Raw genomic sequence first — 13718 nt, forward strand, 5'->3', positions numbered from 1 at the left:
TCCTTTCTAGTCCGAGAAACTGCCTTGCAGGTGCTCGGCACGAAATTCCAGGGTTTGTGGGCGGTAGCCGGGGCGTAACGGCGGGACGGGCAGGCAGTCGTCCCAGGTGGCGCCGGCCTGCAGCTCGCCGGGGCCGCGATAGCGCGGGGCCGCGTACACGTTGTCGGCCAGGTTTACGGTGTCGCCGGGTGCGTAGGCGGCGATACGCCAGCGCAGTTCGGTCAGCGGTACATCGTTGCCGTTGTTCAGCGTCAGCTTCAATGGGCGGTCGGCAGGGCATTCCTGCGCAGCGTAGCTGACGCGCAGTTCCAGGCGGGCCAGTTGCGCCGCTTCGCGGTTGTCGAGCCAGACCACCCAGACTGCCACCAAACCCAGGCCGACGGCAGCGGCCAGCGACACCGGCAGGGCCTTGGCCGGATAGCGCAGCAGCAGGACCAGCCAGGTGATGATCAGCAACACACCAAAGAACATACACACAACCTCGCACAGGGATAAAACATCCTACTCGTGGGGCGGGCCGATTGCCTATGGTGCAGCGCTGCTTTCCCTCGTGCGCAGGTATCTATTCCCTCTGATGCAGGAACTGCATCGCTCTCTTTTGCCACGAAGTCTTTACAAGGAATGACCTTGAAAGCCAGGAAGGTGCCAAACCGTAGATTCATGAATTCAGGTGCTTTTATGACCGTCTCAAATATCGCCACACCCGTATTGACCTCCCTCAGCGCACCTATGGCGCCGGTACCGCCCGCAGCGTCGGCAGCAGTCAGTCAAGCGCCCAATCCAGAGGTCGGCTCAACATCATTGCCGCGTATGCAGAACCTGGGGCTGACGAGCTTGCGGCAGACTGTCATGCAAGGTATCAGCGACCAACTCAGTTCATACGTTTCCCCTAGGCTTTCGATGAACTCGGAACAAACCAAAGGGGCTGCCTTGACGCTAGCTGGGGGGATGGCAAAAGTGCTTGGACAGAGCATGACGAAATCAGGTGGTGCAAGCTCCAAAGCGGTGGGTACGGCTTTGATATGGGGAGGCAAAACGGCTGAAAAAATTGGCAAAGGCACTTACAAAGAGGCTGGCAAGGATCACGGGGCGGGTAATTACAATGCCTTTGCCCCGCGGAACTGGGCCAAGTAGCCGTGTTGGCCTGCTATTGAACTGCGGGCCCGCTGCCCAGCCGTCTGTGCAGAAATGATCGGCCGGCTGGGTCGGCATCTTGCTGCCCTGCACGGCCAACATTTTGGGTTTGCAAGGTGCGACGCCGTGAGACTTTCATTGCACTAAAAAGCCCCCGCCTGACCGGCTGCGGATAGGGGACGCAGCCGGCTGGGCGGGGGCTTTCTGTACGACTCCTTTATTGCGCGATAGTTTTCACCGAAACACCACGTTCAATCGGCGTCGAGCGGCCGTAGATATCTTCGAACCGCTCGATATCGTCTTCGCCCAGGTAGCTGCCCGATTGCACTTCGATGATCTCCAACGGGATCTTGCCCGGGTTGCGCAGGCGGTGCACCGAGGCAATCGGGATGTAAGTGGACTGGTTCTCGCACAGCAGGAACACGTTGTCGTCACAGGTGACTTCAGCGGTGCCGCTGACCACGATCCAGTGTTCGGCGCGGTGGTGGTGCATCTGCAGGGACAGGCAGGCGCCCGGCTTGACCGAGATGTGCTTGACCTGGAACCGCCCGCCCATATCCACCGAATCGTAGGAGCCCCACGGACGATACACTTCGCAGTGGTTCTGGGTTTCGCTGCGCCCCTGCTCATTGAGGGTGTTGACCATCTGCTTGACGCCCTGGACCTTGTCCTTATGGGCAATCATCATCGCGTCCTTGGTTTCCACCACCACGATATTGTCCAGGCCGATCACCGAGACCAGCTTGCCGTTGCCATGCACCATGCAGTTGCGGCTGTCCTGGATGACCACATCACCCTTGCTCACGTTGCCGTTGGCGTCTTTATCGTTGACCGCCCACAGCGAGGCCCAGCAACCGACGTCGCTCCAGCCGGCGCTCAGTGGCACCACACAGGCGCGTTGGGTTTTTTCCATCACGGCGTAGTCGATGGAGTTGTCCGGGCAGCAGGCGAAGGTGGCTTCATCGAACGTCACGGTGTCGGTGGTCTGCTCGCTGCGCTCCAGGGTCAGGACGCAGGTGTCGTAGATGTCCGGATCGTGCTTTTTCAGCTCTTCCAGGAAGCGGCTGGCGCGGAACAGGAACATGCCGCTGTTCCAGAAGTAGCCACCGCTTTTGACGAACTCGATCGCGCGTTTTTCATCGGGTTTTTCCACGAACTGCTGTACGCGGCTCACACCTTCGGGCAGCAGCGAATCGTTGGTGGACTTGATGTAGCCGTAGCCGGTTTCCGGGCGCGTGGCCGGTACGCCGAACAGCACCATTTCTCCGCGCTCGGCCGCCACGGTGGCCAGGGCCAGGGCGCGTTGCAGGGCTTTCTGGTCGTCGATGACGTGGTCGGCGGGCAGCACCAGCATCAACTCGTCACGACCTTCATTGACCAGCATCATCGCGGTCAAGGCCACGGCCGGCGCGGTGTTGCGGCCGAACGGTTCCATCAGGATGCGTTGGCATTCGAGTTTGCGCGCGCTCAACTGCTCGTTGACGATGAAGCGGTGATCCTTGTTGCAGACCACGATCGGTGAGTCCATGCCTTCGAACACCAGGCGCTCCAGGGTTTGCTGGAACAGCGTGTGCTCGCCGGTCAGGGCCAGGAATTGTTTTGGAAATTGTTTACGGGAAAGCGGCCAAAGACGTGAGCCGCTACCACCGGAAAGGATTACTGGGATCATGTGTTTCTCCTTGAATCAATTTGGGTCAGAGCTACGAAGGTTTGTCGTTTCACTCTTGTTTTTGTCTCGTGTCCGAACCGGCGCCTCGATCCCTGTAGGAGCGAGCTTGCTCGCGAAAAACCTGAGAGCACCGCGATAAACCAGAGGCGCTGCGTCATCGTTGATGTTCTTCGCGGGCAAGCCCGCTCCTACAGTAGATTGCGTTCAGTCCGGGAAATAATCAGCGGGTCGACACCGGGCGTTTCACCCAGACTGGCGACAGGCTCGAACCCGAACCGGTGACGTACAGCACCGCCGCTTCACCACGTTCCAACGCAACCGGCTTCACATCGCCGACTTTCTTGTCACCGTCATACAACGCCAGGCTCACCTTCACCGGGTTGATTTCACGTTCGCCACGGCCTTTGGCGGCTACCGACTTGACCACGTCAGTCTTGCCATCGGCGGTTTTCAGGGTCAGGGCCTTGTCGCTGAGGTTCTGCACGCGAACCAGGGACTTCTGCTTATTCTTGAACGGCGGCTCTTCGATCAGTTGCGGCTGGCCGCTGCTGTTGTTGACCAAGGTGTAGTAGTGATCGGCCGCAAGCTTGACCGGTACGGTCTGGCTGCCGACCTTGGCGCTGTAGTCACCACCGGGCATGAAGCTGAAGTCGCTGCTGGCCAACGGCGCGACGTCGCTGAGGTTGGTGCTGCCAACGGTGGCGCTGACTTCCTGGTTGCTGGCGTTGTAGATGCGCACGAAGCTCGAACCTTTTGGCGCGGTAGGGCCGTAGAGCGCGGCGTCACCACCGGCGAAGGCAGACATCGATACGAAGCTCAGGCCGGCAGCGATAGCCAGGGTCTTGGCGAGACGACGAGGAGTTGTAGTGAAAGTCATGTGAGTTACCTCTCTTTCAGTTTTGCGCCCGGTCGGGCGTCTCGGATTTCTGATTTTTAAAAGCGGGGGTGTTCTGTGCCATGTTTTGTTGGCGCGAACCGGCTTGTTTAAGTTGCGCAACCCATGATGGGTCGGCATCACCGATTTCGTTGTTGACGGGCAGATAGCGTTCAGGGAACTCCCAGATCAGCACCTGCGGCGGGCTGTTCTTGAAGTCATCACTTTTCAGGTAGCTGAGCATCGGCAGGATCGGGCCGTGGCCGTCTTCGGCGTAGCTGACCACGTCGCTGCCCAGGGCTTGCTTGAGGGCGCCGACGAAGTTCCAGTTGGGGTTGGCGCTGTAGCTGGTGCCGACCAGTGCCACCGGGGTTTGGCTGTCGCTGAACAGCGCGTCGTCGCCCTGGGTTTGGGCCAGGTGCGTCACGCGTTTTTCCAGCGGCTCTTTAGGCGGCATCAGGTTTTCGAACAGCGGGTCCAGCGGCAGGAACAGACGCAGGTCGCCTTTATGCGGCTCGGTCTTTTCCGCTTCGGTAACAAAGCGCTGCGGCTCACCGTTGAGCGGAGTTTTATCGGCAATCGCCTTGGCCAATTGCTTGGCGGCGATTTCGGCACCGTCCGGTGTCCAGTGGGTGTCGGTGCGCAGGAACACTTGCTTGCCGCCCAGCTTGGCCTGTTGCAGCGGGCCGAGCAGGTCCGGGGCGATGATCTTGTCCGCCGCGACACGGGCGTGGAAGTCCTGGTACAGGTTGGCGTGGATGCTCGCCGGTTTCACTTCACCCAGGTGCTCCGGATACAGGCGCACCTTGGCCGGCACGATCGCCATCACCAGCTGGATGCCCTGGGCCTTGAGCTTCTGGCGCACGCCTTCGACCAGCGCGTAATTGCCCTGCAGGTTCTGGTCTTCGTTGACGGCAGGGTTGAACTCCTCGTCGCTGTACAACCAATGATCGCGGCCCAGCACCACGCCAGGGCGGCCTTCATTGAACAGCTTGTAGTCAAGCGCCGCCCAAAGGTTGGTGCCCAGGCGCTTGATCGGGAACTCGTCGTCGTAATGGGTCTCGACGGCTTTGGTCCAGCGACCGTTGAGCACGGTGGCATCGGCATTAGTGCTGAAGCCGAAGAAACTGCGCAGCGACCAGGCGCCCAGGGCCAACAGCACCACCAGGAACAGGCCGATATAGAGGACGCGTAATGAACGGGTCATGGTCGGCTCCCTCAGAATTGGAAGTAAAGGAACGGCGAGAAACTCTGCGCCGACAGTTTCAGGATCGACGCCACGAACAGCAGCAGCACGGCGGCGCGCATGGCGTAGCGTGGCCAGTCAGCGGTCCAGTAGGCCGGTTGCACGGCGGCGTCACGGCCCACCGTGAAGCCAGGCTCGTGGATGCTGCCGGGGTTGTCGCCCGGTACGGCCTTGATCAGGCTCGGATCGCTCGGCTTGGTTTTGTCGGCAGGGCGATTGCGGTAGAAATCACGCAGGCCGAAGAACGCCAGCGTTGCGTAGGCCACCACCAGGGTCGCCACTTGCAGGCCGGTGAGGCTGGCGCGGTTGAGTTCCGACAGCGACCATTCGCCAAAGCTGAACATCGCACCGTACATACGCCCGGCGACGTGCAGGTTTTCCGCGCGGAAGATCACCCAGCCCATCACCACCAGCAGGAAGGTGAAGGCCCAGCGCAGCACATTGAAGCTGCGCGGCGCGGTGTTGAGGCCGATGGCTTTTTCAATCGCCAGCCACATGCCGTGCCAGGCACCCCACACGATGTAGGTGATGTTGGCGCCGTGCCACAGGCCACCGAGCAGCATGGTCAGGAACAGGTTGCGATAGGTGGTCAGCGTACCTTTGCGGTTGCCGCCCAGGGTGATGTACAGGTAATCGCGCAACCAGGTCGACAGGCTGATGTGCCAGCGCCGCCAGAACTCGGTGATCGACTGGCTGATGTACGGCTGCTTGAAGTTTTCCATGAAGCGGAAACCCATCATCAGGCCCAGGCCGATGGCCATGTCGCTGTAGCCGGAGAAGTCGAAATACAACTGTGCGGTGTAGGCCAGCGCACCGAGCCAGGCATCCCCCGTAGTTGGGTTTTGCAAGGCGAAGCAGTGATCCGCGACTACCGCCAGGGTGTCGGCGATAAACACCTTCTTGATGAAACCCTGCATGAACCGCGTGCAGCCCTCGGAGAACTTGTCGAGGGTGTGGGTGCGGTTGTTGAACTGGTCGGCCAGGTCGCGAAAACGCAACACGGGGCCGGCGATCAGGTGCGGGAAGATCGCCACGAACGCCGCGAAGTCGATCAGGTTGCGCGTCGCCGGCGTATCGCCACGGTATACGTCGATGATGTAGCTGATGGACTCGAAGATGTAGAACGAGATACCAATCGGCAACAGCACGTGGGTGAGGATGAACGGCTCCAGGCCCATCGACTTCATCATCACGTTGATGCTGTCGACGCCGAAGTTGGCGTACTTGAAGTAGCCGAGGATGCACAGGTCGACTGCCACGCCGAGCAACAGCCAGCGTTGGGCCGGTTTGGTGCGCACGCCGGCGGCGCCGACCTTGAGGCCGATCCAGTAATTCCACAGGGTCACTGCGGCGAACAAAGCCAGGAAGTCCACTCGCCACCAGGCGTAGAACACATAGCTGGCAATCAGCAGCAGCAGGTTGCGATAGCGTTGCCCGCTCAAGTAGTACAAGCCGAGAAAGATCGGCAAGAACAGAAACAGGAACACATTGGACGAGAAAACCATCCCGATCTCTCCATGTTTAACCAACAGTCAAGGGCCAGAGCCCCCCAAACCCCCCCGCGATTTCGGGGGAGGCTTTGATCGTTCCCACGCTCTGCGTGGGAATGCCTCTTGTGACGCTCAGCGTCACGCTTTGGGACGCAGAGCGTCCCGTGCTGCATTCCCACGCGGAGCGTGGGAACGATCAGCGACTAGCTGCCTTTGTTGCCTTTTTCGTGCGTCGGGTCGTAGACCTTGGTCAGGTCACCACCCAGGCGGAACGTCTTGAATGGCTGCATGCCATGCTTGCGTTCGAGCACATCCGGGGCGCAGGTGTAGAGGGTGCAGAACGGCTCAAGCCAGGCGAATTTCATCGCCTGCTTCAAATCCTTCATGTCCTGCTCCTTGCCGTTCTTCTGTTCGAAGATGTCCGGGTCTTTCACCCCGGCGAGTACCTTGTCGCCCAGGCGCTTGAGCGCACTGTTGTTTTCCTGGCGCAGGTCCACACCGTTGACCAAGGCAAAGCTGGCGATCATCGACAGCGGCGGCAGGGCGTAGTTGTGATACGACAAAGCCCGTTGCTGACGCTTCAATTCGTTGGGCAGGAAGCCTTGGTCGTCGACCTGGTTCACCCCGACCTTGTATTCCTTGACAGCCCAATCGAACAGGTCGCGACGGTTAGTGGCGATGGACGTTGCCATCACCGACCAGGCGGCCCAGTACGAGTGGTTGTTGGTTTTTTCCAGCGGCAGGTTGTCCCAGTCGCTCACCACTTGATCGGCCAGCTTGTTGAACCAGGCCTCGATCAGTTGCGATTCCTGCTGATGGTTGGCCAGCGGGTGCGAGTCGGAGAATTTCAAGCGCACATAGGCCGAGGCCATGCTGCCCAGCGCCCATTTGCGCATCGACTTGCCGGTGTGGTTGAAGTCCTTGGACATCAACGCATCAGCCTTGGCCCACGACACCAGCCAGTTCAGCGTGCATTCGAGCTGCTGCGGACGACCGTCGCGCATGAACTGCATCACGCGCTTGCTGGTGTCTTTTTCCAGCTTGGTGATGTCGGCGGTGCTGTCGCGAAAGGCCTGTTCCGATTGCACGTTCAGGGTCGAACGCGCCTTGTCGGAGCCTTCGTACTTGCTGCGAAATTGCAGAGGCCCGGTGTAGGGCGTCGGCATGGCGTCGCAGTTTTCCTTGAAGTCGCCGGTCTTGAACGCTTCGATCGGTGCAAAATAGCCCTGGGGCGGCCGCAGGGGTGCGGCGGCGTTGACGGAGCCGGCAAACATCGCCAGGCCTAGCAGGGTGGGCAGCAATAACTTTTGCATAAGTAACCTCACTTCCCGAGCTGGGCGGTCTGCTGACCACCGCTTGGGAATACGTTGCGTGTGCAAATTTTCGCTTCGACCTTCTGCGCCGCAGCACCCTTTTCCGGGCCCTGCACTTCCACGGCCAGCAAGTTCTGCGAGGCCCAGTCTTCATCGGTGCGCAATTCAAAGGCGAAACGCCCGTCTGTATCGGATGTCTCGGGTTTTTCGATCTTGATGTCCTCGTGGCGCCCGTTCATGTACCAGAGGGTGGCTTGCAAGGTTTTCACCGACGGATCGGCGAAGCGGATATCGACCTGATGGTTGGCGTTGCGCAGGTCTTTGTTCGCGCTGTTGATCATCAGTTCGTTTTTGCCTGGTTTGAGCGTGGTGCTGGCTGACATCTGTGCGGTCTTGCCCTCACAGCCGTTGTCGAGCAGCGCCATCATCTGGCGGTAGATGGTTTCCTGATCGAGACGGTACAGCGGCGAGAATTCCCAGATCAGGATTTTTGGCGGGTTTTTCTGGAACTCTTCGCTGCCCAGGTACTGGATCATCGAGCCTTCCAGACCACCGCCGGGGAAGGCGACATTGAGGATGTCGGCACCGATTTCCTCCTGCAGGAAGCCGGCGAAGTTGTAGTTCTTGCCGCTGTGGCTGGTGCCCACCAGGGTGATCTGCGGGTTGCCCGAATCGCTGAACAGGTCGCCGTCACCGGCTTCGCCCTTGGGCTCGGTGGTGAATTGGTCCATGTACTGGATCGCATAGCTGGTGCCGCACAGCTGCCCGGCCATGTTGTGCAGGGTGCCGGTCTTGCCCATGCGGCCCGAGCGCTTGGTCTCGAATTCGCGCTTGGGAATATCGGCGTATTCCGGCATCTGCTTGACCTTGGCCGCGACGATTTTCGCGGTGCGCTGGGCGCCATAAGGGGTCCAGTGCTGGTCGCCACGGAAGTAAAAGTCGTGGGCCGGCAGTTCATCCGGCAACTGCTCGTTGGTCAGCGGCGAGAGGTCCGGCACCACGTAGCCCATCTTGGCGAAGCGGCCGAGCATGGTCTTGTAGTTGGTCAGGGCCTTGTCGAAATCGTACTTGGCCTTTTCCTCGGGGTTGAGCTTGTTGCGGTTCACCAGGCCACGGGTCGGCTGGTAGACCACCACCAGTTCCACGCCCTTGGCTTTGAACGCATCGTGCAACTGCTGCATGCGCTTGTAGCCGGCCGGGGTGGTGTCGAATTCGGTGCGCAGGTCTTCCTGGGTCCGGAACAGCCAGTCGCCCTGGGCTTGCACCAAGGTGGTGAAGTTCTGCTGGTAGCGCGTAGTGTAGTTCTTCGCGTCATGGGCCGCCGGGCACAGGCTGCAGCACGGCTCGGCGGTGAACGTCGGTGCTTTCACCTCGTCGGCGCGCACGCCCTGGCTGGCCGCGAGCAGGCCGAGGGTCAGACCCGAGAGGCTCAGCAATTTGATCATGTGTGGGTGCATAAGGGTCATCCTCAGTCCTGCATTTCGGTCTGGCGTTCGACAGGGTCGATCAGCACGGCTTTCTGCTGGCGTACCAGCAGGTCGAGAATCTCTTCCTGGCGCTCGCCAAGAACGCCGGAGAAGCTGATGCCGCTGGATTTGGTCGGCGCCAGCATCGACACGCGGTACAACTCGATACTCAGCGGCGAGTCGATGGACAACGGCCCGCTGCCGTTGCCCGCCAGTTCACCGCCGACCACGATCAGCGAGACCTTGGCGTCGAACGGGTCAAGGGCGATGTCGCGGTCGGTGTCGGTCAGATCCTTGATGTGGCCGTACACACCGGTCAGGCCGTTGGCCATGGCGGTGTTTTCGTACAGCTTGATGTTCACGCTGTTACGTATGCGGATGCCGTGGCGACGGTTGCTGATCACCTTGTTGCCCCACAGCAGGTTGTCACCGCTCTCATAGAGGGTGATGCCGTCGGTGTGGTTGCGGTAGATCTCGTTGTCGGCGATCAGGTTGTTGACGCTGTTACGGTCGATCACCAGGCCCGAGAGCTTGTTGTCATAGCTGCGGTTGTTGAAGATGAAGCTGTCGTTCACTTCTCGGGAAATGATGATGCCGTGCTTCTTCTTGGTGCCGTACACGGTGTTGTCGGCGATGATCAGGCCGTGGGAACGGTCATGGGGGTCAATGCCGTAGACGATGTTGTCTTTGTAGGTATTGCCCTTGATCACAAAGCCGGTGGTTTCGTAGCAGTAGAAGCCGTACCACATGTCCGAGAACTCGGAATCGATGATCCAGCCGGTCGGTTCAGGACGCTTGAGCACCTTGGCCATGTTCGGCGTGTACTGGGAAATACTCACCCCGTACGACTTACTGTTGGCGTAGCCGAAGCTGGCCATTTTGGTCTTGGAAATGTAGGTCTCGGTGCCGCCCCAGGCCAGCAGGAACGGGCGGAATTCCTTGGGCGACTTGAACAGCGCCGGGCCGTTGGTTTTTTCATCCCAACCGGTGACTTTGGTGTCACGCACGAACAGTTGGCCGTCGTTGATCAAAAACGAACCGGCTTGCTGGGACAGGCGCAATTCCTGGGTCTGCTTGTCGATATCGAGGATGCCTTTACGGCCGACCACGATCGGCAACTTGGCCAGGAACACACCCGGCGACGTCTCGCTGAAGTACTGCTTGGGCACCTTGCCCAGCAGGTCCTTGAGGTTCATGTAGCCATCGTCGACAAAGATCGCCTGGGGAATGCCATGCTGGCGCACCACCCATTCGGCCATCTTGTTATCGCCGCCGATAAAGTCCTTGAGGGCGTCTTCCTGCATCATGCGGCGGATGCTGACCTTGCCCGGTTTGCTTCTGACGATTTTCTTTTCCATGGCCGCAGCGGTGTAGCCCGACAGATCGGGCAGCGCCGGCTTGGCCATTTCCAGCGGCGCGGTCGGCGGGCTGGAAATGGTGTAGGTCTTGGCCTGTTGCAGTTCCTTGGCGATGGTCGGCGCCTTGGCCGCCGTATCGGCGAACGCTGGGGCACTGGCCACCAGCATTGCCGCGACGAGTAGGCTTTGAGCATTCATTGCGCAGGCTCCCATCAGAATTTCCAGATCACGTCGACAAAGGCGCGGTGCATGTACGAGTCGACCTGGCTGCCATAGGCATCGCCCGGTTTGAACACACCGGCGCGCAGGCGTACCAGCGCCGACGGCTCGTCGATCGACTGGCTGAGCGCTGCCGGCAACAGGCCTTTCTTGAAGTACTTGGTGACGACCAGGTCCATCTCCTGGCCCAGGTCTTTCTTGCCATCTTCAAGGGGCAGGGACGTGCTCGACAGGATCGCGCCAGTCACGTCATCGGTGTTGTTCTGCACCGCATCGATGCCGTTGCTGCCCACCGGCTTGTTGCCGTCGACGCGCCAGAACTTGTGGTACACCAGGCTGGCGTCGTAGTCCTCGCGCAGCTGCCAGGAACCGAACAGGCTCATGGACTGCATGTTGTTCATTTCGCCGCGAAACGCTTCGCCGAAGCGATGCACCCGGGACTGGGTACCGGTCCAGTTCGAACGGTTGCTTTGCAGGCCGTTCTGTTCGTACTCGGCACTGGCGCGCGAATAGGCCGCGCCCACTTGCCACTGCGGATCGAGGCGCAGGCGCACGCCGATATCGGTGGCCCACCCGCTCACGTCATCGCTGCGCTTGGCGTTGGTGGGGCGGGTGCCGTCGGCGTTCAAGGCGTTGACGGTGTCGCGGTCGCCGCGCATGCCGGTGATGCTCGCCCAGTAGTTGACGGTGTTGGTGTTGCGCCAGTTATAGGCGTCGCTGTTGGCTTCAATGCCGAGCCAGGTCAGGTCGCCGTTTTCGCGTTTGTCCAGCGGGTCGCTGGCCACGCCCGGTTCGGCGTAGTCGAGCTTGCCGTCGTCATGGGTGTGGTGGCCGCGCAGGCCGATCCACTGGCCCGGCGTCCACTGGTAGGCGGCGTCGGCGTAGAAGTGCTGGCGGTCCTTGTCCTTGGGCGACAGTTCCTTGAGGTCGGTGCGGTATTCGCTGAAACGCTCGGCGGCGCCGACGTTGGCCTTGAGCAGGGTGGTGTCGAAGGTCCAGTTCAGCGCTTCGATATTGGTGTCGCGCCATTGGCCGTCGTCATTGCGCAGGCGCTGGCGACCGAACTTGAGGAGCTCGCCGGGGTAGGGCGTGAAGCCGCTGTAGCCGACCCAGAACTCGCGCAGGGCCAGGTAGTTCTTCTTGGCCTTGCGGTCGTCGTTGCTCGATTGTTCGGTGGTGTCATCCGCCGACTGCTGCAGGGTGTCGGTCTCGATGATGTCGCTGGACACCACCGCCTGGCCCATGGCGTAGGCGCTCCACGCGCCGCTTTCGGCGTAGATCCACGGGCGCAGGTCGAGGCCGATGCCGTTGACGTCGCCGCCTTTCTGGGTACCCAGGTCGCGATCGTCTTCGGACTGCGCGGTGGCTTTGACTTCCAGGCCGAAGTTCTTGGCTTCGGTCAGCGCGGCCAGGGTCGGGCACGACCACAGCAGGGCGAAGGACAGGCCGATGCCGGCCTTGACGAATGGGTTGAGCTTCATAGGGATTCCTCGCCGTCTTCTTCTTGCAGGGCGTGCAGTTGCAGCGTGCTTTGGGCCAGGGTGCCGCGGGCGGCCAGTTCCTGCTGCACCAGGCGTTGGCCTTCGGCGCGTTGCTCAGGCGTCAGCGGGGCTTCAAGCTGGGTGGCCAGCTCATTGGCCTCTGGCGTGTCCTGGGCCTTGGCCAACTGGCTGAAGACATAGGCGTTCAGCGGGTCGGGCTTGGTGCCCTTGCCTTGGGAAAACAGTTGAGCAATGGCGAAGTCGGCGCTGTTCTGGCCGTTGCGCGCAGCGGTCAGCAGGTGGTCCAGGGCTTTTTGCGGATAGACCTTGCCCAGGTAGCCACGGCGGTAGATCTGGCCGAGGTAGTAATCGGCGGCCACTTCACGGCCCACGGCTTTTTCGAAATGGGCTTCGGCGGCCTTGGCGTCGGCGGGCACCCACTTGCCTTCGTAGTAGAGCTTGCCCAAGAGCAATTCTGCGCGTGGCTGGTCGGCGGCACGGCCGTTGTCGAGGTACTTCATCATCTGGTCGACGTCGCCCAGTTCGGGGAAGTCGTAGAGCAGTTGCGCCAGGCTGACCCAGGACGCCGGGTAGCCAGGGGCGATTTTTTCCAGCAGGGCCTGGGCGGTTTTCTCGTCCGGCGTGCCGAGGGTGGCATCGCCCAGCACGCGGGCGACGCTGTCGACACGTTGGGCGGTGACGGTGCCACGGCTGTAGCCTGCTTCCATCTGCTTGAGCAGTTCGGCCTGTTGTTCCGGCTGGGCTTTTTTCTGGTAGACCGTGGCCAGCTCGACGTAGCAGATATCGGTGGTGTTCAGCGCGGCTTTGCAGATGCGCTCCACATCATCCAGATGCTGGTCGTAGGTGCCCTGGGTGCGGTACAGCAGCACCTGGGCCAGGCCGGCCTCTGGATAACCCGCCGCTTGCCATTTGCTGATCTGCTGCTGGGCATTCACGTTGGGGAAGCTGTGCGGGTATTGCAGGTACAGCATCGCCAGCGGGATCAGGGTGTTGCCTTCGCCATTGGCAAAGGCTTTTTTCAGCAGGCTTTCGGCTTCGTGGTGCTCGGCTTCGGTGGCGCCGGGCTTGGCCACCAGCAGGCGGCCAAGACGTGCCTGGGCGCGGGGCGAGGTGTCCGCCGCAGCACGGTAAGTGGCTTCGGCCTGTTTGATTTGCGCCGGGTCACGAGTGCCTACCTGGATGTCGGCCAGGCCCACTTGGGCCTCGCTGTAGCCCAGGTCAGCCAGCTGCTGGTAATTCTGTTGCGCGGTGACGGTGTCGCCGCGTTTCAATGCTTCGTTGGCCAGGCGTTGGTCAGGCAGGCCGGCACAACCGGCCAGGCTCACCGCAATCGCCAGCAACGCCACCGAACCCATGTGGGAGGGGGCTTGCCCCCGATGCAGGCGACTCGGTCCGCCAGGCAAACCGCGCTGATCCCATCGCGAGCAAGCCCGCTCCCACAGGGATT

At 61.0% G+C, this 13718-nt stretch carries 11 protein-coding genes and 1 pseudogene; 1 reads left to right on the forward strand and 11 read right to left on the reverse strand.

Annotated features, from left to right (window positions below; all coding sequences use genetic code 11):
• Positions 1-6 precede the first annotated feature (6 nt).
• Positions 7-471: a multidrug transporter gene (locus tag C4J90_RS04890; protein ID WP_124361382.1), complete on the reverse strand. Its 465-nt coding sequence runs from the start codon at positions 469-471 to the stop codon at positions 7-9.
• 207 nt (positions 472-678) lie between these two features.
• On the opposite strand from C4J90_RS04890, the gene C4J90_RS04895 reads away from it, so the two are divergent.
• Entirely contained in the window at positions 679-1134 is a 456-nt protein-coding gene (locus C4J90_RS04895) for a hypothetical protein (RefSeq protein WP_124361383.1), read from the forward strand.
• A 217-nt stretch (positions 1135-1351) separates the two neighbouring features.
• On the opposite strand, the gene C4J90_RS04900 is transcribed toward C4J90_RS04895, so the two are convergent.
• The 10 genes and pseudogenes from C4J90_RS04900 to algK form a co-directional block, all read right to left on the reverse strand.
• Positions 1352-2803 carry a mannose-1-phosphate guanylyltransferase/mannose-6-phosphate isomerase gene (locus C4J90_RS04900; protein WP_124419323.1) on the reverse strand — a complete coding sequence of 484 codons (1452 nt, stop codon included), beginning with the start codon at positions 2801-2803 and terminating at the stop codon, positions 1352-1354.
• A 93-nt stretch (positions 2804-2896) separates the two neighbouring features.
• Positions 2897-2983 (reverse strand): annotated as a pseudogene (locus C4J90_RS27005) (outer membrane lipoprotein carrier protein LolA); the annotation flags it as partial.
• 40 nt (positions 2984-3023) lie between these two features.
• Entirely contained in the window at positions 3024-3680 is a 657-nt protein-coding gene (locus C4J90_RS04910; protein WP_043049782.1) for an alginate O-acetyltransferase AlgF, read from the reverse strand.
• Positions 3681-3696: 16 nt separating this feature from the next.
• Positions 3697-4884: an alginate O-acetyltransferase gene (locus tag C4J90_RS04915; RefSeq protein ID WP_124361385.1), complete on the reverse strand. Its 1188-nt coding sequence runs from the start codon at positions 4882-4884 to the stop codon at positions 3697-3699.
• Between the two features lie 11 nt (positions 4885-4895).
• On the reverse strand, positions 4896-6428 hold the full coding sequence (locus C4J90_RS04920) for an MBOAT family protein (RefSeq protein ID WP_124361386.1): 1533 nt from the start codon (positions 6426-6428) through the stop codon (positions 4896-4898).
• 188 nt (positions 6429-6616) lie between these two features.
• Positions 6617-7726 (reverse strand): mannuronate-specific alginate lyase, encoded by a 1110-nt coding sequence (locus tag C4J90_RS04925; RefSeq protein WP_124361387.1) that lies wholly within the window; start codon positions 7724-7726, stop codon positions 6617-6619.
• 8 nt (positions 7727-7734) lie between these two features.
• Complete coding sequence (locus C4J90_RS04930; protein ID WP_124421187.1) at positions 7735-9183, reverse strand: alginate O-acetyltransferase; 1449 nt, start codon at positions 9181-9183, stop codon at positions 7735-7737.
• A gap of 11 nt (positions 9184-9194) precedes the next feature.
• Positions 9195-10763, reverse strand: a complete 1569-nt coding sequence (gene algG, locus C4J90_RS04935) for a mannuronan 5-epimerase AlgG (protein ID WP_124361389.1) — start codon at positions 10761-10763, stop codon at positions 9195-9197.
• The gene (locus C4J90_RS04940) at positions 10763-12250 is read right to left on the reverse strand and encodes an alginate export family protein (protein WP_124361390.1); all 1488 of its coding nucleotides are present in this window, start codon (positions 12248-12250) and stop codon (positions 10763-10765) included. The genes algG and C4J90_RS04940 overlap by 1 nt, the downstream gene beginning before the upstream one ends.
• On the reverse strand, positions 12247-13626 hold the full coding sequence (gene algK, locus C4J90_RS04945) for an alginate biosynthesis TPR repeat lipoprotein AlgK (protein WP_124365904.1): 1380 nt from the start codon (positions 13624-13626) through the stop codon (positions 12247-12249). The genes C4J90_RS04940 and algK overlap by 4 nt, the downstream gene beginning before the upstream one ends.
• Between the last annotated feature and the right edge of the window lie 92 nt (positions 13627-13718).

It is taken from the genome of Pseudomonas sp. R2-60-08W (assembly GCF_003852335.1).
In the GTDB taxonomy this organism is placed as follows: Bacteria; Pseudomonadota; Gammaproteobacteria; order Pseudomonadales; family Pseudomonadaceae; genus Aquipseudomonas.

Excerpts from the sequence above, each read along its gene's own strand:
- C4J90_RS04930 (WP_124421187.1), bottom strand. The coding sequence starts at position 9,183 with ATGCACCCACACATGATCAAATTGCTGAGCCTCTCGGGTCTGACCCTC.
- C4J90_RS04920 (WP_124361386.1), bottom strand. The coding sequence starts at position 6,428 with ATGGTTTTCTCGTCCAATGTGTTCCTGTTTCTGTTCTTGCCGATCTTT.
- algG (WP_124361389.1), bottom strand. The coding sequence starts at position 10,763 with ATGGGAGCCTGCGCAATGAATGCTCAAAGCCTACTCGTCGCGGCAATG.
- C4J90_RS04910 (WP_043049782.1), bottom strand. The coding sequence starts at position 3,680 with ATGACTTTCACTACAACTCCTCGTCGTCTCGCCAAGACCCTGGCTATC.
- C4J90_RS04925 (WP_124361387.1), bottom strand. The coding sequence starts at position 7,726 with ATGCAAAAGTTATTGCTGCCCACCCTGCTAGGCCTGGCGATGTTTGCC.
- C4J90_RS04915 (WP_124361385.1), bottom strand. The coding sequence starts at position 4,884 with ATGACCCGTTCATTACGCGTCCTCTATATCGGCCTGTTCCTGGTGGTG.
- algK (WP_124365904.1), bottom strand. The coding sequence starts at position 13,626 with ATGGGTTCGGTGGCGTTGCTGGCGATTGCGGTGAGCCTGGCCGGTTGT.
- C4J90_RS04900 (WP_124419323.1), bottom strand. The coding sequence starts at position 2,803 with ATGATCCCAGTAATCCTTTCCGGTGGTAGCGGCTCACGTCTTTGGCCG.
- C4J90_RS04895 (WP_124361383.1), top strand. The coding sequence starts at position 679 with ATGACCGTCTCAAATATCGCCACACCCGTATTGACCTCCCTCAGCGCA.
- C4J90_RS04890 (WP_124361382.1), bottom strand. The coding sequence starts at position 471 with ATGTTCTTTGGTGTGTTGCTGATCATCACCTGGCTGGTCCTGCTGCTG.
- C4J90_RS04940 (WP_124361390.1), bottom strand. The coding sequence starts at position 12,250 with ATGAAGCTCAACCCATTCGTCAAGGCCGGCATCGGCCTGTCCTTCGCC.